This window comes from Candidatus Regiella endosymbiont of Tuberolachnus salignus, assembly GCF_964020115.1.
In the GTDB taxonomy this organism is placed as follows: domain Bacteria; phylum Pseudomonadota; class Gammaproteobacteria; order Enterobacterales; family Enterobacteriaceae; genus Regiella; species Regiella insecticola.
The window spans coordinates 1,376,074-1,398,847 of sequence record NZ_OZ026542.1 but is presented as its reverse complement, the minus strand read 5'-3'; the positions used below and the strand labels follow the sequence as shown (position 1 = coordinate 1,398,847).

Sequence of the window (22,774 nt, the reverse complement as noted above, 5' to 3'; positions counted from 1 at the left end):
TTAGTCCTATTTTTATCTGGTATGCCTTATATCCTTCGCCTTTGAATCGGCAAGGCAGGGTTTTCCAACTAACCTGTGTTAAAATACTGCGGCTAACAGCGAAAGCTTCGGCATAGCTATGACAGCAATCAATACCGCAAGGCATAAGGCATGCGGTATTTTAATTTTGTAATTAAGTCTATTGAAAAAATCGAGCAAATAATTTTATGCCTTTTACTCTTGGCCAACGCTGGATAAGCGATACAGAAAGTAAACTTGGACTGGGTACCGTCGTTGCGGTCGACGTACGTATGATCACTTTACAGTTTCCCGCAACAGGTGAAAATCGCCTTTATGCAAAGCATCATTCACCGATAACCCGCGTTATTTTTAACCCCGGCGATACTATCAATCATTACGAGGGATGGCAGCTAAAAGTAACGGAAATAAAACAGGAAGAAGGGATCATCAGTTATATCGGTACTCGTTTGGATACCGGTGAAACTAATGTGGTAATGCCTGAAGTTTTCCTTGATAGTAAACTGACATTCACTCAACCAAAAGACCGCTTGTTTGCTGGCCAAATTGATCGCATGGAGCATTTTGCGCTACGGTTCCGTGCTCATAAATATCAAAGCGAACAGTTTTATCTTCCTTGGAGTGGATTGCGTGGGGTACGTGCCAATTTGATCCCACATCAATTACACATTGCCTATGAAGTGGGACAACGTCATGCCCCCCGTGTTTTACTCGCCGATGAAGTAGGTTTAGGAAAAACCATTGAAGCCGGAATGATCATTCACCAACAATTGCTGACTGGACGAGCTGAACGGGTATTATTGGTGGTACCAGAAAACCTGCAACATCAATGGTTAGTAGAGATGCTACGACGCTTTAATCTACGCTTTTCGCTTTTCGACGATCAGCGCTATACCGAAGCGTTACAAGACAGCACTAATCCATTTGAAACCGAACAATGGGTAATTTGTTCGTTGGATTTTGTTCAAAAAAATAAACAACGCTTAGAACAGCTCGCCAGCGCTGATTGGCATCTATTGGTCGTGGATGAAGCCCATCATCTCAGCTGGGACGAAAAGACCCCAAGCCCTGAATATCAAGCGATTGAACAACTTGCTAACAACATTGCCGGTGTACTGCTGTTAACCGCAACTCCTGAACAATTGGGTCAGCAAAGTCATTTTGCGCGTTTACGGCTATTGGATCCCGATCGTTTTCATCATTACCCAACATTCATTGAAGAACAACAGAGCTATCGCGCTATTGCTGATGCTGTCATGGCGCTACTTAACGATGAATCTTTAGCGGAAGACACACTGAATTTAGTAAGGCAGTTGATTAATGAACAAAATATCGAGCCATTGCTCGAAGAAGCGAACAGTAATGATACAAATAATAAAGTTGCTCGCCGTAAATTGATAACCTTGTTAATGGATCGGCACGGTACCAGTCGAGTTTTATTCCGTAATACCCGGAATGCCATTCAGGGATTTCCGCGCAGAGTGTTACAACCCGTAAAATTACCGTTACCCAGCCAATATCAAACAGCGATTAAAGTCTCCGGCATTATAGGTGCTAATAAAAAATTAGAAGATCGCGTTAGAGATGTACTGTATCCAGAACAAATTTATCAAGAATTAGAAGGAAAAAATGCCACCTGGTGGAGTTTTGATCCACGGGTTGAATGGCTATTAAATTATTTGATTGCCCATCGTGATAAAAAAGTGCTGATTATTTGCGCTCACACCACTACCGTATTACAACTAGAGCAAGTACTACGTGAACGCGGTGCCATCCGAGCGGCCTTATTTCATCAAGATCAATCACTGATTGATCGAGATCGAGCTGCCGCTTATTTTGCGGCAGAAGAAGAAGGCGCTCAAGTTTTAATCTGTTCTGAAATCGGCTCTGAAGGGCGTAATTTCCAATTTTCCTGTCGCCTAGTCATGTTTGATTTGCCGTTTAACCCTGATTTACTAGAACAAAGAATAGGACGTTTAGATCGTATCGGCCAAAATCATGACATTCAAATTATGGTGCCTTACCTGGAAAAAACGCCGCAAGCTATTTTACTGCGCTGGTATCATGAAGGACTAGACGCATTTGAACATACCTGCCCAACCGGACGTACCCTTTATGATCATTGCCATCAAGAGCTGATGGAGTATCTGATTACCTCTGCCGAAGGACAAAAATTAGATGAATTTATTGATCGCTGTCACCAGCAGCATCATCATCTAAGATCAAAGTTAGAAGAAGGTCGTGATCGACTATTAGAAATGCATTCAAACGGAGGAGAGCAAAGCCAGCAGCTCGCAGCAACCATTGCTAAGCAAGATAACGACGTTAATTTAATTAATTTTACGATTAATCTGCTCGATATTATCGGAATCAATCAAGAAGATCACAGTGATAATATGATGATTCTTACCCCATCTGACCATATGCTAGTGCCAGATTTTCCTGATATACCACAAGATGGCTGCACTGTTACCTTTGATCGTCACCGGGCATTATCGAGAGAAGATGTTCAATTTATTAGTTGGGAACATCCGATTATACGTAACGGCTTAGATATGATCCTATCTGGTGATACAGGTAGTTGCGCTGTTTCTTTACTCAAAAACAAAACACTACCCGTTGGTACTTTACTGACTGAATTGGTGTATGTGGTTGAAGCACAAGCCCCTAAATATTTACAATTGACTCGGTTTTTGCCGCCAACACCGATACGTGTATTAATGGATGCTCAAGGAAAAGATTTAGCCGATCAAGTAGAGTTCGAGCAGTTGAATCGACAGTTAAAAGCCCTTAATCGCCATACGGCACGTAAATTGATCAATTCGGTTCAAAAAGAGGTTCACCACATGCTACAACAAGCAGAGACATGGGCGGCACAATATGCGCAAGGCGTAATCACGACAGCGAAAGATGAAGCGGATGATAAGCTTAGTAATGAATTAGCACGCCTCATTGCGTTAAAAAAAGTTAATCCCAGTATCCGTGATGAGGAAATAATCACATTACAAAATAATCGTGAGCAAGTGTTGGCTCATTTAAATCAAGCGAGCTACCGACTTGATGCCATTCGTTTGATTGTGGTAACACACTAGAGTGATCCTCCATTGAATGTTCTATATCAAGATCAACATATTATGGTAATCAATAAACCCAGTGGATTGCTTTCCGTCCCTGGGCGTGCACCTGAAAATAAAGACAGTGTGATGATGCGTATCCAGGCTGAATTCCCGCAAGCAGAATCGGTTCATCGTTTAGATATGGCGACCAGCGGGGTGATGGTGATCGCGTTAACTAAAGCAGCGGAACGTGAACTAAAACGCCAATTTCGTGAACGTGAGCCGAAAAAAGTTTATGTTGCTCGTGTCTATGGACATGTGAAAAAAGATCAGGGATTGATTGATTTACCGTTAATTTGCGATTGGCCAAATCGCCCTAAGCAAAAAGTGTGTTATGAAACGGGTAAATCCGCGCAAACTGAATACCAGGTATTATCTCGTCATGATGAAGCTCCAGGACATAGCAACAGCAGCACCCGAGTAAAATTATCGCCTATTACTGGTCGCTCTCATCAGTTAAGAGTTCATATGTTAGCACTGGGCCATCCGATTTTGGGGGATGGCTTCTATGCGCCTCCGGGAGCTAAATCGATGGCAGCGCGTTTACAGTTGCATGCACAAGAGCTTTATATTAGGCATCCCATGTTCTCCACACCAATGTATTTTCGTTGTGATGCCGATTTTTGACTTGAATCGTTTAGCATTCTATTTACATAAATAATTATACGCTGATACAACCCCTCCAAAGCGAAGGCTAAATTAGTGTATTGCTCACGGTAATCTAGCAGCATCTTTTCCAGCTGTTCGATAATGCTATATATTATTTTTTTCTTAATCTGTTTGTTAACTATTTTTTTATTATGGTAATCCTCTAATTTTTTTCTAATCATCTTTAAGTCATTTGATATAATTTCACTTCCTTTTATTTTCTTAATACTCTCCGTATAATTATCGAATTCTTTTAATAAAGGTAAACTATCCCCCCAGGGAATAATGCTGACTTTTTGATTACCATTAATATCCTCGGTAATGAAAAGTGAATTGTAATTTCTATTGCTATAAACCACATAATTATCTTTTTTAATATAGTCGATGACATCTTGTGTTTCTTGCCAATTTTGAGTCAGAAGGATCTTTCCCTTTGGGGTAATAAAAAATAAACTTTGATTAAATTCCGGCATCGGATTATCCATCTCAGAACTATGATTAACCACATTTCCACCACTATATCCACGTTCCTTTGCTTTCTCATTTAATTTATCAATGTAATATGGCATCCAGGTCGGAGCACGGCCAATTTCTGGATCTACCTTACGTCTATTTTCCTGGCTTAATGCTTCTCTGCATAACAAGACGGCGAGATTTTCGAATTTTCCTGTATCAGTATCCAACACTTGAGACACTTTATCAGGATGTATGACATTTGTTATATTTGGAGCCACCATAAATAAATCATAATCAGCCGTCAGGGGTTTAATTTCATTATTTACTTTTTTTCCCATTAATTCTAATTTAAGCCATGTAATAGTATTAAATTTTCTATATTCGACTAGATAACCATTCTGATGTGGTCTTAAGCGAAATTGGTAGCTGTCAGCACCTTCATGATGTAATGGTGTAATTTCTAATGTTTCTACATCCCATTCTAATATTTTTTCTCTTTGTAATGCATCGAGTCTTTCAGAGGTAATATAAAGCTGTTTTTTAGCAAAACGATCACTTTTCTCTTCAAGAGCCCGTCTATTTTCTTCATTTCCTTTATTTACTGCATACTGATTGCCAAACATCTTACTTAAATTTTGATCGAATGGAATATAGCCAGCCATGGGTCCCCAATCCGAACTTTTACCATGTACATCCAATCCCTTAGTTGCCATACCATTATAAATTAAAGAGGTCGACAGGGAATTAACCGGACGGAAAATAAAATAAACATTTTCTTTTTTTGCTAATTCCGCAAAACCATAAACATGTTGGTCAACGATGCCCGCAGCTTTTATTGCTTCTTTCCCTTCGGGCTCTGTAATACTAAAAAAATAAGGAGTAAAGATTTTTTTAGTATATGAATTTTGTTGTTCTTCTAAGTGAGCCACATTGTTCATTGAATCCATCGTTACACTATCAACAGCATAATAGTTAGGCATTGGGTTACATCCAAAATGAATAATACTCATTGTCTTTTTCCTGGTTTTAAATTAAAAATTTTTATAATAATGGTTATGTAGTTCGTTAAAATTGTAATTTTTAGTTAATTTATTTTTTAATATATGATGCTACCCATAGACAAGGTATAAGTGTAAACACTTAATTATTTATTAGTGATAATGAAAAATATTAAAGAATATTTTTAAAAAATTAAAATAATCAATCATGATTAAATAACTCAGTTTAATTACGACAAAATAGAATGGATATACCCAATGAATTTCGAGTTACGGCAAGGCGGCAATCAGTCGAATCCCAGGAGTGTACAGTTAGTACATGACTGGGATGAGAATGAGCAGCCAACGCCGCCGTAACTTGAAAAGCGAAGGGTATAAGGCACGATTCGTGACTTGCTTTTTGATAGGGGTCAAAAGTACCATGAGTATCCATAGCCCTTGAAGTTGCCGCCTAGCGGCAGCTTCAAGGGCGAAGGGTATATCTTGCTTGTGGGAGGGAATAGCCTAATGTTTAGCGGAAGTATAGTAGCTTTGATCACACCGATGGACGACAAGGAAGCTGTCGATGAAAAGAGTTTGCAAACACTGATCGATTATCACGTCAAAAATAAAACTTCAGCGATAGTAGTGGCAGGGACGACTGGAGAGGCCGCGACACTGGAGCGTGAAGAGCATGTTTCTCTCGTATTAAAAGCAGTAGAATTGGCGGCCGGACGTATCCCGATCATAGCAGGTACCGGATCTAACGCGACGCGAGATGCAATATCACTCACCCAGCGTTTTGAAGGCAGCAAAGTAGCCGCTTGTTTAACCATTACCCCCTACTATAATTGTCCAACACAGGAAGGGTTATATCGCCATTTTGAAGCCATTGCTAAAAGTTCCGATCTACCTCAAATTCTTTATAATGTACCATCACGCACCGGTTGTGATTTATTGCCCGAAACGGTGGTGAGATTAGCTCAAATCCCCAATATCATCGGTTTAAAAGAAGCCACTGGAAATTTAGAGCGGCTTAGCATGATAAAACCCAGAGTTAATGATGACTTTATTCTGCTGAGCGGTGATGATGCGACAGGTTTTGATTTTATACAAGAAGGAGGGCAAGGGATTATTTCAGTAACGGCCAATGTGGCAGCAGGTGGAATGGCAAAACTTTGTCAACAGGTAGCCAAAGGTGAGTTAACCGAAGCAGGCCGTTTAAATGAGCGTTTAATGCCACTACATAAAGAATTATTTATCGAAGCCAATCCAATTGCCGTTAAATGGGCTTGTAAACGACTGGGATTAATAACAGCAGAAACCTTACGCTTACCGATGACATCGCTAACCCTTGTTAATCAGAAGCGCGTCGAGGATGCCTTGAAAAGTGCGGGTCTACTATCTTGATTGCTAGGAAAATATAATGGCTATATTACAAAAATCAGTAATGATAAAGATAATAAGCGTTTTGTGGCTAATGTTGTTAGCCGCTTGTTCGACAGAACAACGTTATAAGCGCCAAGTGAGCGGTGATGAAGCCTATCTTGATACACCAGCGCTAAAAAGGCTCAATACACCGCAGGGGATAATCCTGCCATTGCAGCATGGAACTTACGATATTGCGCAGGTATCACAGCAAGGTGCCGTTGGCAAACAGTTAGACATTCGGCCACCAATTCAACCCTTGGTACTATTAAAGGGTTCCCGGATCGAGTCCACTGCTGATATCAGTAAATTATTGTTAGACAATAATCGTCAAAACGATACATTATGGTCACAAATTACCACAGTGATGCAAAACGAGAGCCTCCCCATCACCGATCGTCAGGATGCAAATCAAACACTTACTACCGATTGGATAAAATGGAACCGAGCCGATGAAGATATACCCTTTGAAGGCCGTTATCAGATTAGTGTGCAACAGCAAGGAAATCAGCTTGCTTTAGTGGTGAAATCACTTGGTTTACAACAACAAGAAAAAATGGTTACTTCGAATATTGAGATACAACATTACAATCGTGCTATGTTGAATAAATTGATTGAAGGCTTAGATAAAATCCACAGTAATACCAATAATGATCAAACCACAGACAAAATCGGGCGCCTAGAGGTACAAGCGGCACGTGATGATAGCGCTTTACCCAGACTTATTGTACGAGCACCCTACACCATCGTTTGGCAACGTCTGCCGCCTGCGTTAGCAAAAATAGGGATGACCGTGACTAAACGTGACCGACAACAAGGTAACATTGCTGTAACTTATAACCCTATCAACAGCCGTGATTGGGATGCATTAGGTGCGCAAGATCCTAAATTAAAATCCGGTAGCTATCAGTTGCAAGTGGGTGATTTTGGCAACCGTAGTAGCGTGCAATTCACCGATTCTAAAGGGCATACATTAAATCAACAACAAAATGATGCGCTGGTTGCGGTGCTACGCGCTGCATTGAATCAAACTGATGCAAAATAAACAAAAAAGCGGCGGGCGATATACCCTTTGCCTTTGAAGTTGCCTTCGGCGGCCAGGGGGTGAGACCGATGAGCGTAGACAACTACGTGATTCAGCGAACACCCGCAGCCAACAACGCGGGGGCTTCAAAGGCGAAGGGTATAGAATCAAAAATAATCACACTATTGGAGCCATATTGAGATGCAAAAATTAGCCGAGTTGTATCGCGGAAAGGCTAAAACTGTCTACACTACTGAAGATCCTAATTATTTGGTGCTGGAGTTCCGCAATGATACATCAGCAATGGATGGTCAACGTATTCAAGCCTTCGATCGGAAAGGAATGATCAATAATAAGTTTAATCATTTCATTATGAACCGACTTGAAGCAGCGGGTATCCCCACACAAATGGAACGACTGCTTTCAGACAACGAAGCATTGGTAAAAAAATTAGCGATGATCCCTATCGAATGTGTCATCCGTAACCGTACCGCGGGTTCACTGGTGAAGCGGTTAGGGATTACAGAAAACCAAGTGCTAAATCACCCATTATTTGAGCTGTTTTTGAAAAATGATCAGCTGCATGATCCCATTGTCAGTGAGGCTCACTGTAAAGCCTTTGGCTGGGTTAGTGAAGCGCATTTGGCGCAAATGAAAAAGCTGAGTTATCAAGTTAATGATGTACTCAGTAAATTGTTTGACGATGCTGGTTTGATTCTAGTGGATTTCAAACTGGAATTTGGCTTGTTTGAAAATAAAATCATCTTGGGTGATGAGTTTTCCCCCGATGGCTGTCGCTTGTGGGATAAAAAGACGTTAGAAAAGATGGATAAAGATCGCTTCCGTGGCAATTTAGGCGGTGTGATAGAAGCCTATGAGCAGGTTGCTAAACGTATCGGTGTTCCGTTAGCGCCCTTTTCTGACAACGTATCAGCGAATAAAAAGATTTAAGGTGAAATTGCGCTTGCACAGATTGCAGGCTTTCGTTAGTATCCACTCCGTTTTAAATAGCATTGAGGTTGTTTGCAATCTTCTTTAGCGATGCTAGAAATAGAGGCACATATATACCCAATGAATTTCGAGTTACGGCAAGGCGGCAATCAATCGAATTCCAGGAGTGTACAGGTAGTAAATGACTGGGATGAGAGTGAGAGGCCAACGCCGCCGTAACTTGAAAGGCGAAAGGTATAAAGACCATTTTTTATGTGGTGAACCCATAGGGAGAATAGGTACAGCTATGTACGTAACGCTGCTAGTATTTTTTTTACTAATTTCGATTGGACTTATTGCGCTTATCGTGTTGCAACAAGGTAAAGGTGCAGATATGGGCGCTTCATTTGGAGCGGGTGCCTCCTCGACTCTGTTTGGATCTAGTGGTTCAGGCAACTTTATGACCCGTATGACCGCTATATTGGCGACATTGTTTTTTATTGTTAGTCTGGTCTTAGGTAATATGAGTAGCAAGCAACACCGTCAAAGCAGTGAGTGGGAAAATCTGAGTCAACCAGCTAAAGATGAGAAAATAAGCGCGCCTCCAAAACCGAGCAACGATATTCCTCAGTGATAGAACTAGTACTTATCTTCGTATCGGAACACAAAGAAATTTTAAATTGGCTCTAATGATCTAAAAAAATGTTATCTTCAATACCGAGGTGGTGAAATTGGTAGACACGCTACCTTGAGGTGGTAGTGCTCGATTGGGCTTACGGGTTCAAATCCCGTCCTCGGTACCAATTCTTAAAGCCTATTCGAAATCTTCTTTGAGCTACGCTCAATTGAGAAAAAAATAGGCGAAAAGGCGCAGTTCCTTTTATATTTAACGCAAAAATTCACACCATGCAGTAGGTTATGCAAGAAGTCTAAAGTATTAGCGAGCACAAAAGATTTCGAATAGGCTCTTAGAGATAGCTTGCTTTTGGATGATTATCAACGTACTATTTGCTACGTTTTCGGACGCGGGGTGGAGCAGTTTGGTAGCTCGTCGGGCTCATAACCCGAAGGTCGCTGGTTCAAATCCGGCTCCCGCAACCACTTCTCGAAAAATTTTTTTCAAATACGATATTTAAAGAGATTAATTAACCTCGATTTTGATTTGAAAAAATATTTATCAGAAGTCATGCCGAGGGATTCTTTCAGCGGCTAATAGGGTCCAGTTGTATCAAACCCCGAATTTCGGGGTTTTTTGTTATTTGAAAAAAATGACTGGGCTATAAAGCCCTTTTTTTATGTCTTGGGGGTGAGTTTGTCCACGTTAGAACAAAAATTAACAGAGATAATTTCAGCACCGGTAAAAGCCTTGGGACACAAATTAGTGGGGGTCGAATTTATTCCAGGGCGCCAATCCACACTGCGTATTTATATCGATAACTGCGATGGCGTCACCGTTGATATGTGTGCAGATGTTAGCTACCAGGTGAGTGCCGTGCTAGATGTTGAAGAGCCGATTACCTGTCCCTACAACTTAGAGGTCTCATCCCCAGGTCTTGAGCGCCCGTTGTTTACCGCTGAAGATTATACTGACTATTTGGGGGAAAGGATCAGTTTAACATTACGTATGGCAATGCAAAACCGTCGTAAGTGGCAAGGTATCATCAAGGCTGTCGATGGAGAAATGATCATCGTTACTGTGGATGGAAAAGATGAAGTGTTTGCACTAAGCAATATCCGCAAAGCGAACCTGGTACCCCACTTTTAAAAGTTTAGATGAGGCAACTTAGGATGAACAAAGAGATTCTGGCTGTTGTAGAAGCCGTTTCTAATGAGAAATCCCTTCCACGTGAGAAGATTTTTGAAGCATTAGAAATTGCATTAGCGACAGCGACCAAGAAAAAACATGAACAAGAAATTGAAGTCCGGGTTAATATCGATCGAAAAACAGGAGATTTCGAGACCTTCCGTCGTTGGAAAGTGGTCAGTGAAGTGGTTATGCCAACACGTGAAATTACGCTAGAAGCGGCGCAGGAAATTAGTAAAGAAGAGGCTCAGCAAAACACGCCTATTTCCACCGAATCTGAAATCCCTACTTATATTGAAGACCAAATTAAATCGGTAGTTTTTGACCGCATAACTACCCAAACAGCGAAACAAGTTATTGTACAAAAAGTACGCGAAGCTGAGCGAGCGGTAGTGATTGAGCAATTTCGTGAACAAGAAGGGAAAATTGTTACAGCTACCGTTAAAAAAGTCAGTCGAGATAGCATTATATTAGACCTAGGTAATAACGCCGAAGGAGTGATTGGACGGGAGGATATGCTGCCTCGTGAAAACATACGCCCTGGTGACCGCATTAAAGGTATTTTGTATGAGATACGTCCTGAAGCACGAGGTCCCCAGTTACTTATTAGCCGTTCACGTCCTGAAATGCTGATTGAACTTTTCCGCATTGAAGTACCAGAAATTGACGAAGAGTTGATCGAAATTAAGGCGGCAATTCGTGACCCAGCGTCACGTGCTAAAATCGCAGTTAAAACTAACGACAAACGTATCGATCCTATAGGGGCATGTGTTGGGATGCGGGGAGCACGTGTTCAAGCTGTGTCTAACGAGCTGGGGGGAGAACGTATTGATATCGTTTTGTGGGATGATAATCCTGCTCAGTTCGTTCTTAACGCTATGGCGCCAGCTGAGGTAGCTTCTATCGTTGTTGACGAAGACGCAAAAACGATGAACATAGCAGTTGAAGAAGGTAATTCTGCACAAGCGATTGGGCGCAATGGTCAAAATGTACGCTTAGTTTCTCAGCTGAGTGGCTGGGAACTTAATGTGATGACGATCAACGAGCTTAAGGAAAAATGCCAAGCTGAAACCCGTACAGCGATTGACATGTTTACCGAACATCTTGAAATTGATGAAGAGTGCGCCACAGTTTTGGTCGAAGCAGAATTTTCTTCTTTAGAAGAATTAGCCTATGTACCAGAAAACGAATTACCAGAAATTGATAATTTTGACAAAAAGAGGCTTCAAGAGCTGCGTGATCGTGCCCAGAATGTACTAACCACATTGGCTCTAAAACAAGAAGAAAGTTTTGGTGATAACAAACCCGCTGACGACTTGTTAAATTTAGCAGGTTTAAATCGTGATATGGCATTCAAATTAGCGGCAGGCGGGGTCTGTACGCTGGAAGATCTTGCCGAACAGGGTGTTAGCGATTTAGCCGATATTGAAGGGCTAGATGATAAAAAAGCCGGTGAATTAATTATGGCAGCCCGCAATATCTGCTGGTTTGGCGATAATGCGTAATAACTGTAGCAGGAAGGAACAGCATGACAGATGTAACCATAAAGTTGCTGGCAGCAGAGATCTCAACTTCAGTTGATCGCCTCATACAGCAGTTTGCTGATGCAGGTTTAAAAAAATCTGAAACAAGCTCTGTGACTCAGCAAGAAAAAGAAATATTACTAGCACATTTAAAACATGAACCAGGTCAGGTGCCAAATAAACTTACGTTGCAACGGAAAATACGGAGCACTTTAAATGTTCCGAGCTCCGGTGGAAAAAGTAAATCGGTACAAATTGAAATTCGTAGAAAACGAACTTACATCAATACGCCTAATGCCGAGCTAGCGAACACAGAAAAAGCTAAAACAGAGCAGGCAAAGCAGGTTGAACAGGTAAAGCAGGTTGAGCAGGTTGAGCAGGTTGAGAAAAAGCCAGCTAAAGCAGAAGAGCAGGCAAAAAGTGAAAGTGCAAAGGAAGCTAACGCGAAAAAAATCGCTGACACAAAAAGTAAGCCGATTGTAGAAAAGAAAAAATTGACGACTCAACAACAAAGTGACAAGACCCGCCGTGAGGCAGAAGCGGCTGAGCTGAAACGTTCTGTAGAACGAGAAGTGCGCCGTAAGATAGAAGAAGACGCGAAACGGGTTGCTGAAGAAGCGCGTAAAATGGCAGCAGAAAATGAAGGTAAATGGCCTGAATCCATAGCTGAACAAATCGAATTGACCGATTACCATGTCACTACCTCGCAACACGCTCGGGCTGCAGAAGATGAAAATGATGCCAAAGTTGAAGGAGATCGCCGTAGTCGCAGCCGGGGAAGTAAAACTACCAAACAGAAAAAAGGCAATAAACTCTCCGAGTCGAAAGCAGATCGTGAAGAAGCGCGGGCTGTTGGCCGTAAAAATAAAAGAAAACCAAGCACTCTACAACAGAGTTTCAATAAGCCAGTTGCTGCAGTTAACCGCGACGTTATCATTGGTGAAACGGTCACCGTTGCTGAACTAGCGAATAAAATGGCAGTTAAAGGCTCTCAAGTCATTAAAGCAATGATGAAACTAGGTGGTATGGCAACAATCAACCAGGTTATTGATCAGGAAACAGCTCAACTGGTTGCTGAGGAAATGGGTCATAAAGTTATCTTGCGTCGCGAAAATGAGCTCGAAGAAGCACTGATGAGTGATCGCGATATGGGAGTGGCGGGTGAATCTGATTTACGCGCCCCCGTCGTCACCATCATGGGTCATGTTGATCATGGTAAGACTTCATTGCTTGATTACATTCGTTCGACCAAAGTTGCTGCAGGGGAAGCAGGAGGGATCACACAGCATATCGGGGCTTATCACGTTGAAACCGAAAACGGAATGGTGACCTTCTTAGATACACCAGGGCATGCTGCGTTTACATCAATGCGTGCACGAGGCGCTCAGGCAACAGATATCGTGGTTTTGGTTGTTGCGGCCGATGATGGGGTCATGCCACAGACGATCGAGGCCATCCAACATGCTAAAGCAGCGAAAGTCCCCGTTGTCGTTGCTATCAACAAAATAGATAAACCAAACGCTGATCCAGAGCGTCTTAGAACAGAATTATCTCAGCACGGTATCCTGCCAGAAGAGTGGGGAGGAGATTCCCCATTTGTTCACGTATCAGCTAAAAAGGGAACAGGGATTGATGATCTACTCAATGCAATCTTGCTACAAGCTGAAGTTCTGGAACTAAAAGCAGTTCATAACGGCATGGCCAGTGGTGTAGTGATTGAATCTTTCCTAGATAAAGGCCGTGGGCCTGTTGCGACCGTGTTAGTTCAAAGCGGCACGTTAAACAAAGGTGATATCGTGCTCTGTGGTTTTGAATATGGTCGTATTCGTGCTATGCGTGATGAAATGCGGCGTGATATCGAGTCTGCCGGACCTTCTATCCCAGTAGAAATCTTGGGGTTATCAAGAGTGCCTGTAGCAGGGGACAGTGTCACCGTGGTGCGTGATGAAAAGAAAGCCCGTGAAGTTGCATTATATCGCCAAGGTAAATTCCGCGAAGTTAAACTAGCAAGTCAACAGAAGCTAAAACTAGAGAACATGTTTGCTAACATGGCTGAAGGTGAGGTTTCAGAACTCAATATTGTATTGAAATCTGATGTACAGGGTTCCTGTGAAGCTATTTGTTATTCTTTGACACAGCTCTCTACTCATGAAGTGAAAGTGAAGATTGTCGGTTCTGGTGTCGGCGGTATTACAGAAACTGATGCGACCTTAGCAACAGCTTCTAAAGCCATTATCATTGGCTTTAATGTTCGTGCCGATGCCTCAGCGCGGCGGGTAATAGAAACAGAGAATTTAGATTTACGGTACTATTCTGTTATTTATAGTTTGATCGATGAAGTCAAACATGCGATGAGCGGGATGTTGGCGCCTGAATATAAACAGCAAATTATTGGTCTAGCGGAAGTACGTGACCTGTTTAAATCGCCTAAGTTCGGTGCTATTGCTGGTTGTATGGTAACTGAAGGTACTATCAAGCGTAGTAGCCCCATTCGTGTTTTACGTGACAACGTGGTTATCTATGAAGGTGAGTTGGAATCGCTACGCCGCTTCAAAGATGATGTTAATGAAGTTCGTAACGGGATGGAATGCGGCATCGGTGTTAAAAATTACAACGATGTGCGGGCAGGCGATATGATCGAAGTCTTTGAAACGATACAAATTAAACGCACCATTGATTAACTTATGCCCTTTGTCTTTGAAGTTGCCCGCTAGGCGGCCAGAGGGCGTGAGACCCAATGAGCATGGACATGCCATGAGGGCTCGCAGCCAACAATGCGGCAGGGCTTCAAAGGCGACGGGTATATTACAGATGAGGGAGCCTTTTGGCTCCCTTGTTTTCTGATCTGGAGAATCTAAATGGCACAAGAATTCAGCCGTGCTCAACGTGTTTCACAAGAACTACAAAAAGAGATCGCCATTATTTTGCAGCGTGAAATTAAAGATCCGCGGGTGGGTATGGCGACGGTTTCTGGCGTGAAGCTTTCTCGTGATTTAGTTTACGCCAAAGTGTTTGTTACTTTTTTAAATACATTAACTCAGGATGACGATCAAAAAAAAATCAAAGACGGCATTAAAGCTTTGCAAGATGCTTCTGGTTATATCCGTACCTTATTGGGTAAAGCGATGCGATTACGTGTCGTACCCACACTGACCTTTGATTACGACAAATCACAAATTGAAGGCGTTCGTATAGCAAATTTAGTGACGAATGTAATTAAAAACGATGTTAAACGTCGTAACATCACAGATAAAAATAATGAGGAGACATCATAATGGGGCGCCCTCGTCGGCGTGGCCGCGACATCAATGGCATCTTACTTTTAGATAAACCCCCTGGTTTTTCTTCAAATGATGTTTTACAAAAAATTAAGCGCCTTTTTGGTGCTAACCGGGCTGGTCATACCGGTGCATTAGATCCACTCGCAACAGGTATGTTGCCCATTTGTCTGGGTGAGGCGACTAAATTTTCTCAATTTTTACTCAACGCAGATAAACACTATCATGTAATAGCGCGTTTAGGTCAACGAACGGACACATCTGACGCGGCAGGTAAACTGCTTGATGAAAAAGAAATAAAATTTACGCAGGCTCAATTGGATAACGCATTAGAAAGTTTACGAGGCGAAAGCCTGCAAATCCCGTCAATGTATTCAGCATTGAAATACCAGGGTCGACCATTATACGATTATGCCCGGCAGGGGATTGAAGTAGAACGCGAAAAGCGGGCAATTAGCATCTTTGATTTGCAATTTATTCGCTGGCAAGGCCATGACTTAGAATTACAAATTCATTGCTCAAAAGGGACTTATATTCGTACTTTGATTGATGATTTAGGCGAATTATTAGGATGTGGTGCCCATGTTAGTCAACTACGTCGCTTACAAGTAGCAACTTATCCACCCGAACGTATGCTGACCTTAACACAACTGAATACGATAGTTGAATCGACTCCCTCTTCACCTTATCCGATGTTAGATCCATTACTGTTACCGATGGACAGTGCTGTAGTTAATTTTCCTGAAGTAAACTTATTACCAGTGGTTGCCGCTTATTTAAAACAAGGCCAACCCGTTCAAGTTTCATCCGCACCTGTTGAAGGTATGGTACGTATTACTGAAGGTGAAGGGCGTCACTTCATTGGTATTGGCATCATTGATGATGATGGACGTGTCGCGCCAAAACGTTTAGTTAACGTTCTTACATAACCGTAGCGAGTGAAACGGAGCAACGTGAGCCTATTGTCGATCTCATGACTCAAACATATCTTTAATCCAACTGGCAACATCATCATCAGCTGGATCATCATTAGCTGGCCGGGATTCTGGCAAAGAGGCTTGACAAAGTTTGTTTGGATCTTCTGTCCAAACAGGAATAGTGCGCCAACCATTGTCAACACTACACATAAAGTTGCCTGTAGAATCAATATTCATCAGGCTAATTCCTTCAGGTACTTGTAACGTTAAAGGTAAGGGGGTTTGATTTTCTAGATAACGGCGATACAGTGTTAGTGCTCCATTAGCCCCTGTTAATTGAGCCGGGCCATTGTCATCACGTCCAATCCAAACAATAACCACTTCTTTACCATCGATCCCAGCAAACCAACTATCACGAAGATCATTGGTCGTTCCTGTTTTTCCTGCCAGATGATAGTTTAAAAATTTTACGGCCAGCGAACGTGAAGTACCTCGTGCGACAACCTGTTGCATCCCATACAATGTGAGATAAGCGGCCTGAGCTGAAACCCTTGCTTCCGCTTGTGGAAAAGTACGATACAGCACGGTTCCATCTTCAGCAATCACAGAACGCACCGCAGACAATAGTGCTCGATTACCGCCACTGGCAATAGTCTGATACTCTTGTGCCACCTCCATCGGTGTCAAGCTGATTGCGCCTAACAATATTGCTGGCACTGGATTGATCACCGATTGAGAGATCCCCAGCAATTGCAAAGTTGCACTAATTTGATCTAATCCCAATGCGAGACCTAAATTAACCGTTGGCACATTTATAGAATTAACCAATGCGTCCAGTAACATCACTCTTCCCCGAAACTGACGGCTGTAATTTTTCGGTTGCCAAACAGAGCCATTAGGTTGTGTAAGAGATAAAGGTTTATCGTCTAGCCAGGTATTTAAGCGATATTTATCGGGTTGACTCAGTGCGGTTAAATAAGTTGAGGGTTTGGCTAAAGAGCCTATTGGCCGTCGCGCCTGCATGGCACGGTTAAATCCAGCGAACTGTGGCTGAGCACCTCCCACCATTGCACGGATTTCACCACTAAAGCGGTCAACGATGACTATCGCGGCTTCCAAATCATCAACCTGCCGCGCTTTTATTAATGCTGGGATCCCTTTTTCAACGGATTTTTCTGCTGCTTCCTGTGAGACAGGATCTAATGTGGTGAAAATTTTCACGCCAGATAAATCGTTAATTTTATCAGCCAATTTTTCTTGTAACTCTTGACGCACCATTTGCATAAATGCCGGCTGAGGAGAAATGACACCCCCTTTAGGTTGTACTCCGAGCGGTCTAACACTCAGCATATCGTATAATTTGTCGTCAATGACACCTTGATTTTGCAATAATTTTAATACCAAATTACGCCGTTCTAAGGCCAGTTTAGGATTACGCCACGGATTATATAATGATGCACCTTTCACCATTCCAACCAGCATCGCTTGCTGATCTAGACTCAATTCATCAACTGGGCGACCAAAATAATACAAGCTTGCTAAGGGAAAACCACGGATCTCATCGCTGCCATTTTGACCAAGATAAACTTCGTTAAGGTATAACTCTAAAATACGATCTTTGCTGTAACGATAATCCATCAACAATGCCATATAGGCTTCATTCGCTTTACGCCACAAAGAACGCTCATTCGTCAAAAACATATTTTTAACTAATTGCTGGGTTAAAGTACTGCCCCCTTGCACTGTTTTTCCGGCGATTAGGTTAGCTAATGCGGCACGGCCAATCGAATATAATTTAATACCATCATGTTGATAAAAAGAGCGATCTTCTGTTGCCAGTAATGTGTCGACTAACAGATCGGGAAAAGTAGAACGGGGAACAAGCAAACGTTGTTCACCATTAGGTGATTGCAACAGGGTGATCAGCTTAGGATCGAGCCGAAAAAAACCAAAGTGACGCTGATTTTCTAAATTTTCGATTTGTATCAATTTATCGTCACTAAAGACCAAACGGGCATGTATTTCCCCTTCTTTACCGTCTGAAAAATCAAAAGCACGGCGGAGCATTTCAATACTGTTACTTTTAACAGCAAATTCACCAGGACGGATTATCTTGCTAACCTGACGGTACTGCATAGCCTCTAATAAATTAACCATTTCCTCTTTGCTGTAAGCCATATCCGGCTCAAGATTCAACTCTCGGCCATACACGGCGGCAGGTAAATCCCAAACCTGGCCCTCGATGCGTTGACGGATTTTTTCATTGAGATAAAAACCATAAATGACCAACAACAATGCAATCATTAAAAATAATTTAACAAATAATCCAAACCAGTAACGTTTTTTGCGCATTAATCGTGACTTTTCTTTTTTTCGCATTGATTTATTATCTTCGGTGTTATTTTCATCATCATCACGTCGATGCAATGGTTTTTTCGGCTCAGTATTCGTGACTGATTTACGTTTTTTCCGGCCAGTAGGGTTACGATGATCCTCAGACATATTTTTTCTCCAAATATACCCTTCGCCTTTGAAGCCCTGCCGCGTTGTTGGCTGCGGGTGTTCGCCTCATCAGGTAGCATGTCTACGCTCATCGGTCGGGCGCCCTGGCAGCCGAAGGCAACTTCAAGAGCTGTGAGTATAATCATCGTTTAATAGATATAAGACTCTTACAGTAAGGGAGATGCATTGTAAAGCGCCGCTATCGCTGCGCGATAATTCGTTTCTAACGTTTCTCGACTCGTGATAAGAAGTTTTAAATCATTCAGGCGACCATTAATATCGTAAACCCAACCATGTAGTGTCACTTTTTTATCACTTTTCCATGCTGATTTAATAATAGTGGAGTGCCCCAGGTTGTAAACTTGCTCAATAACGTTAATTTTACACAGCATATCAGCAGGCTTTTCTACCCGCGGTGGATCCAATAAATTTTTGTGTTTATACACAAGATCACGAATATGTAGCAACCAGTTATCAATCAACCCTATTTCTTTATCTTCCAGCGCGGCTTGAACACCACCACAATCGTAATGGCCACAAATAATAATATCTTTTATCTTTAAGACATCAACGGCGTACTGCACTACAGACATACAGTTTAAATCAGTGTGAATAACCAAGTTGGCAACATTACGATGGACAAATAATTCGCCGGGTTTTAGGCCAGTCAAAAGTTCCGCCGGTACCCGGCTGTCAGAACAGCCAATCCAGAGAAAACGAGGTTTTTGTACTTGTGATAAACGTTCAAAAAAGCCAGGATCTTCTTTATGAATAGCTGAAGACCAGGCTTCATTATTGAGGATAAGATCTTCTATTTTCTTCATAAATGTTAATAATCTGTAATAAATATATTGCAATAGGATAATATAAAGAGGTATTTAAATCAGCAATTAGATTGCTGATGGTTTGTTGTGAATGGTAGGTAATCAAATCGTCTGAGAGACAACAAAAGGCTGATAAAAGATCCATTTGATATATCCTTCGCCTTTGAAGCCGCCTAGCGGCAACTTCAGAGGCGAAGGATATATACTGTTAATTAAATAATATTAGACTTCTAATAGGGTTTTATTATGGCTTACGCGCTAGAGTTATCGCAACTGACCAAAACGTATAAGGGGGGAGTACGCGCCCTACGCAACATTGATTTACATGTCGAAGCAGGTGATTTTTATGCGTTGCTTGGCCCGAACGGAGCGGGAAAATCAACTATCATCGGTATTATTAGTTCTCTAGTCAATAAAACCGCCGGCAAGGTTAAAGTGTTTGGTTATGATACGGATAAAGATATTGTGAATGCTAAACGCCAGCTGGGTTTGGTTCCACAGGAATTCAATTTCAATCCATTTGAAACTGTATTGCAAATTGTCACTACTCAAGCCGGTTATTACGGAGTGAATCGGCGTCAGGCGAACATTAGAGCGGAAAAATATCTCAGTCATCTCGAGCTATGGAACAAACGCAATCAAAGCGCAAGACATTTATCCGGAGGAATGAAACGCCGACTAATGATTGCAAGGGCTTTGATGCATAAACCGAAGCTACTTATTCTCGATGAACCCACCGCCGGAGTCGATATCGAATTACGGCGCTCTATGTGGTGCTTTTTAAAAGAGCTGAACGCGGAAGGAACAACCATTATTTTGACCACACATTATTTGGAAGAAGCCGAAATGCTGTGCCGCAATATTGGTATTATCCAAGGTGGCAAATTGGTAGAAAATACGTCAATGAAGCAGCTACTGAACAAATTGGAATCAGAAACATTTATTCTTGATCTCGCTGCAAAAAGTCCGCTACCGAGATTGGAAGGCTATCGCTCTCGTCTGATCGACACTTCTACACTCGAAGTCGATGTCAAGCGCGAGCAAGGATTGAATGCGCTGTTTAGTCAACTCAATGCGCAGAGAGTTAACATACAAAGTATGCGCAATAAAACCAACCGTTTAGAAGAACTATTTATTACTTTGGTGAATAATCACAGTGAATAGAGGAAAAAACATGATCCGCTTGTATTGGATTGCCTTACAGAGTATTTGGATTAAAGAAATCATACGTTTTAGTCGTATTTGGGTGCAAACACTGTTACCACCGGTTATCACTATGTCACTTTATTTTGTTATTTTCGGCAGCTTAATGGGTTCGCGGATCGGAAATATGGCTGGTGTGGATTATATGCAATTTATTGTCCCTGGCTTGATTATGATGGCGGTGATCACTAACGCTTATGCAAATGTGGCTTCCTCTTTTTTCAATGCTAAATATCAACGCAATATTGAAGAACTGCTAGTGGCTCCTGTGCCTACTTATATTGTGATCATCGGTTATATCGGCGGTGGAGTGGCTCGAGGCGTGATCACCGGTGTATTGGTGACAGGGGTCTCGTCATTTTTTGTACCATTACAAATTTATTCTCGGTCGATACTTGTTTTGGTATTACTGCTTACCGCCATTTTATTTTCACTCGGCGGCTTGTTAAATGCCGTATTCGCTAAAACCTTCGATGATATTAGCTTAGTGCCCACTTTTGTCTTAACACCATTGACATACTTGGGTGGGGTTTTTTATTCATTGTCATTACTGCCTCCACTTTGGCAAGATTTATCCAAACTCAATCCCATCGTCTATATGGTTAGCGGTTTTCGTTATGGTTTTCTTGGTATGACTGAATTATCATTGCCGCTCACTCTAACTGTATTAATAACGTTTATTAGTGTCTTTTATACCTTAGCTTGGTATTTAATTAACCGTGGCCAAGGTTTACGTAGCTAATAAATTAGACCTCTTTCGAAACCCTAGTTCGTTATGCGAAGCTCAGTAGGTTTCGAAAGAGGTCTATACCCTTCGCCTTTCAAGTTACGCTGGCGTTGGCTACGGGTGCTCGCCGAATCACGTAGTATGTCTACGCTCATCGGCCTCACACCCTGGCCGCCTTGCCGTAACTCGAAATTCATTGGGTCTATTATAATAATGAGATTTATCATGTCCTGGATCCAAATCAAAATAAACACCTCGGGTGACCGTGCCGAATCCCTTGGAGAGGTATTAATTGAAAGCGGGGCGCTTTCTATCACTTTTCAAGATGCTCACAACCATCCCATCTTCGAACCATTGCCAGGCGAAACCCGTTTGTGGGGGGATACTGATGTTATTGGTCTATACAGTGCAGAGATCGACATCGCTAAAGTTATTATGATATTGGAGCAATCGCCTCAATTAGATAAAAATTTTATTCATAAAATTGAACAAGTTGAAGATAAAGATTGGCAGCGAGAATGGATGGAGCATTTCCATCCCGTTTGTTTTGGGCAACGGTTATGGATTTGTCCCAGTTGGAGAGAGGTTCCCGATCCGACGGCGGTCAATGTTATGTTAGATCCAGGATTGGCGTTTGGTACCGGTACCCATCCGACTACAGCACTTTGTTTGCAATGGCTTGATAGCCTCGATCTCGTTGGTAAAACCATTATCGATTTTGGTTGTGGTTCAGGAATTTTAGCTATTGCCGCTTTAAAACTAGGCGCAGCACATGCTATTGGCATTGACATCGATGCTCAGGCAATTCAAGCCAGCAGAGATAATGCGCAACGTAATGGTGTTTCAGAAAATCTTGATCTGTATCGACCAGAAGATCTGCCGACAGATATTGCTGCCGATGTCGTGGTTGCTAACATTTTAGCCGGCTCTTTACGTGAATTGGCTCTCCCCATTAGTAAACTAGTAAAAAACAATGGTTCTCTAGCGCTTTCCGGCATACTGACAACCCAAGCTTCTACTGTTATTCAAGCATATCAACAAAATTTTATATTTGATCCTGTGGTTAGCAAGGAAGATTGGTGCCGAATCACCGGTACTAAGGAGTCTTATATCTTGATCACTGATACAAAATCAAAAGATCATGAGCACAAGAAGATTTAGAACAGGCTCTCGAGAAACCTTCTGTGATTTCTACTCACTAAAACAAAAAATATCAAAACATATAAGTTTTATTAAGTGCATTTAACTCAGTGTTATATAAGAAAAAATTAAAATCGATTAATAATAGTTCATCATTTATTGATTTTTTTACATCCATTGCTTAAAGTTTGTCCTTTCATCTTAGAGTAAAAATGCGTAACATACGCGCCCTTACGGATCGAGTACGGTTATCTTTTAT

At 41.9% G+C, this 22,774-nt stretch carries 18 protein-coding genes and 2 tRNA genes; 16 read left to right on the top strand and 4 right to left on the bottom strand.

The features are described 5' to 3' along the window. Positions 1-206 precede the first annotated feature (206 nt). Both rapA and rluA read left to right on the top strand, forming a co-directional pair. Positions 207-3,110 carry an RNA polymerase-associated protein RapA gene (gene rapA / locus AACL30_RS07315; RefSeq protein WP_339058190.1) on the top strand — a complete coding sequence of 968 codons (2,904 nt, stop codon included), beginning with the start codon at positions 207-209 and terminating at the stop codon, positions 3,108-3,110. A gap of 12 nt (positions 3,111-3,122) precedes the next feature. Beyond that, entirely contained in the window at positions 3,123-3,761 is a 639-nt protein-coding gene (gene rluA / locus AACL30_RS07310) for a bifunctional tRNA pseudouridine(32) synthase/23S rRNA pseudouridine(746) synthase RluA (RefSeq protein WP_339058189.1), read from the top strand. On the opposite strand, the gene AACL30_RS07305 is transcribed toward rluA, so the two are convergent. After that, the gene (locus AACL30_RS07305; RefSeq protein ID WP_339058188.1) at positions 3,701-5,248 is read right to left on the bottom strand and encodes an anthrax toxin-like adenylyl cyclase domain-containing protein; all 1,548 of its coding nucleotides are present in this window, start codon (positions 5,246-5,248) and stop codon (positions 3,701-3,703) included. The two genes, rluA and AACL30_RS07305, sit on opposite strands and share 61 nt — an antisense overlap. A gap of 495 nt (positions 5,249-5,743) precedes the next feature. Between AACL30_RS07305 and dapA the strand changes: the two genes are divergently transcribed. From dapA to truB, 11 genes are all read left to right on the top strand, one after another. Next, the gene (dapA, locus tag AACL30_RS07300; protein ID WP_339058417.1) at positions 5,744-6,625 is read left to right on the top strand and encodes a 4-hydroxy-tetrahydrodipicolinate synthase; all 882 of its coding nucleotides are present in this window, start codon (positions 5,744-5,746) and stop codon (positions 6,623-6,625) included. A 16-nt stretch (positions 6,626-6,641) separates the two neighbouring features. Beyond that, entirely contained in the window at positions 6,642-7,688 is a 1,047-nt protein-coding gene (bamC, locus tag AACL30_RS07295) for an outer membrane protein assembly factor BamC (protein WP_339058187.1), read from the top strand. Positions 7,689-7,868: 180 nt separating this feature from the next. Then, complete coding sequence (gene purC / locus AACL30_RS07290; protein WP_339058186.1) at positions 7,869-8,618, top strand: phosphoribosylaminoimidazolesuccinocarboxamide synthase; 750 nt, start codon at positions 7,869-7,871, stop codon at positions 8,616-8,618. A gap of 286 nt (positions 8,619-8,904) precedes the next feature. Continuing rightward, complete coding sequence (gene secG, locus AACL30_RS07285) at positions 8,905-9,231, top strand: preprotein translocase subunit SecG (protein ID WP_339058185.1); 327 nt, start codon at positions 8,905-8,907, stop codon at positions 9,229-9,231. An 82-nt stretch (positions 9,232-9,313) separates the two neighbouring features. Next, a tRNA-Leu gene (locus tag AACL30_RS07280) sits at positions 9,314-9,400 on the top strand. A gap of 221 nt (positions 9,401-9,621) precedes the next feature. Further along, a tRNA-Met gene (locus AACL30_RS07275) sits at positions 9,622-9,698 on the top strand. A 211-nt stretch (positions 9,699-9,909) separates the two neighbouring features. Beyond that, positions 9,910-10,362, top strand: coding sequence for a ribosome maturation factor RimP (rimP, locus tag AACL30_RS07270; RefSeq protein WP_339058416.1), 453 nt, complete (start codon positions 9,910-9,912; stop codon positions 10,360-10,362). Positions 10,363-10,385: 23 nt separating this feature from the next. Next, positions 10,386-11,906 (top strand): transcription termination factor NusA, encoded by a 1,521-nt coding sequence (gene nusA / locus AACL30_RS07265; protein WP_339058184.1) that lies wholly within the window; start codon positions 10,386-10,388, stop codon positions 11,904-11,906. Positions 11,907-11,929: 23 nt separating this feature from the next. Next, the gene (gene infB / locus AACL30_RS07260; RefSeq protein WP_339058183.1) at positions 11,930-14,605 is read left to right on the top strand and encodes a translation initiation factor IF-2; all 2,676 of its coding nucleotides are present in this window, start codon (positions 11,930-11,932) and stop codon (positions 14,603-14,605) included. 177 nt (positions 14,606-14,782) lie between these two features. Next, positions 14,783-15,199, top strand: coding sequence for a 30S ribosome-binding factor RbfA (gene rbfA / locus AACL30_RS07255; protein ID WP_339058182.1), 417 nt, complete (start codon positions 14,783-14,785; stop codon positions 15,197-15,199). Next, positions 15,199-16,131, top strand: coding sequence for a tRNA pseudouridine(55) synthase TruB (truB, locus tag AACL30_RS07250; protein WP_339058181.1), 933 nt, complete (start codon positions 15,199-15,201; stop codon positions 16,129-16,131). The genes rbfA and truB overlap by 1 nt, the downstream gene beginning before the upstream one ends. Positions 16,132-16,173: 42 nt before the next feature. Here truB and mrcB read toward each other — a convergent pair whose 3' ends face one another. Together mrcB and can are read right to left on the bottom strand one after the other, a co-directional pair. Beyond that, the gene (gene mrcB / locus AACL30_RS07245) at positions 16,174-18,621 is read right to left on the bottom strand and encodes a bifunctional glycosyl transferase/transpeptidase (RefSeq protein ID WP_339058180.1); all 2,448 of its coding nucleotides are present in this window, start codon (positions 18,619-18,621) and stop codon (positions 16,174-16,176) included. Positions 18,622-18,788: 167 nt separating this feature from the next. Beyond that, on the bottom strand, positions 18,789-19,445 hold the full coding sequence (can, locus tag AACL30_RS07240; RefSeq protein ID WP_339058179.1) for a carbonate dehydratase: 657 nt from the start codon (positions 19,443-19,445) through the stop codon (positions 18,789-18,791). 246 nt (positions 19,446-19,691) lie between these two features. On the opposite strand from can, the gene AACL30_RS07235 reads away from it, so the two are divergent. Both AACL30_RS07235 and AACL30_RS07230 read left to right on the top strand, forming a co-directional pair. Further along, a complete protein-coding gene (locus AACL30_RS07235) occupies positions 19,692-20,609 on the top strand; it encodes an ABC transporter ATP-binding protein (protein WP_339058178.1) in 918 nt (305 codons plus the stop codon). 10 nt (positions 20,610-20,619) lie between these two features. Beyond that, positions 20,620-21,390 carry an ABC transporter permease gene (locus AACL30_RS07230; RefSeq protein ID WP_339058177.1) on the top strand — a complete coding sequence of 257 codons (771 nt, stop codon included), beginning with the start codon at positions 20,620-20,622 and terminating at the stop codon, positions 21,388-21,390. A 23-nt stretch (positions 21,391-21,413) separates the two neighbouring features. On the opposite strand, the gene AACL30_RS07225 is transcribed toward AACL30_RS07230, so the two are convergent. After that, on the bottom strand, positions 21,414-21,572 hold the full coding sequence (locus tag AACL30_RS07225; RefSeq protein ID WP_339058176.1) for a hypothetical protein: 159 nt from the start codon (positions 21,570-21,572) through the stop codon (positions 21,414-21,416). A gap of 28 nt (positions 21,573-21,600) precedes the next feature. On the opposite strand from AACL30_RS07225, the gene prmA reads away from it, so the two are divergent. Continuing rightward, the gene (gene prmA, locus AACL30_RS07220; protein ID WP_339058175.1) at positions 21,601-22,536 is read left to right on the top strand and encodes a 50S ribosomal protein L11 methyltransferase; all 936 of its coding nucleotides are present in this window, start codon (positions 21,601-21,603) and stop codon (positions 22,534-22,536) included. The last annotated feature ends 238 nt before the right edge of the window (positions 22,537-22,774 follow it).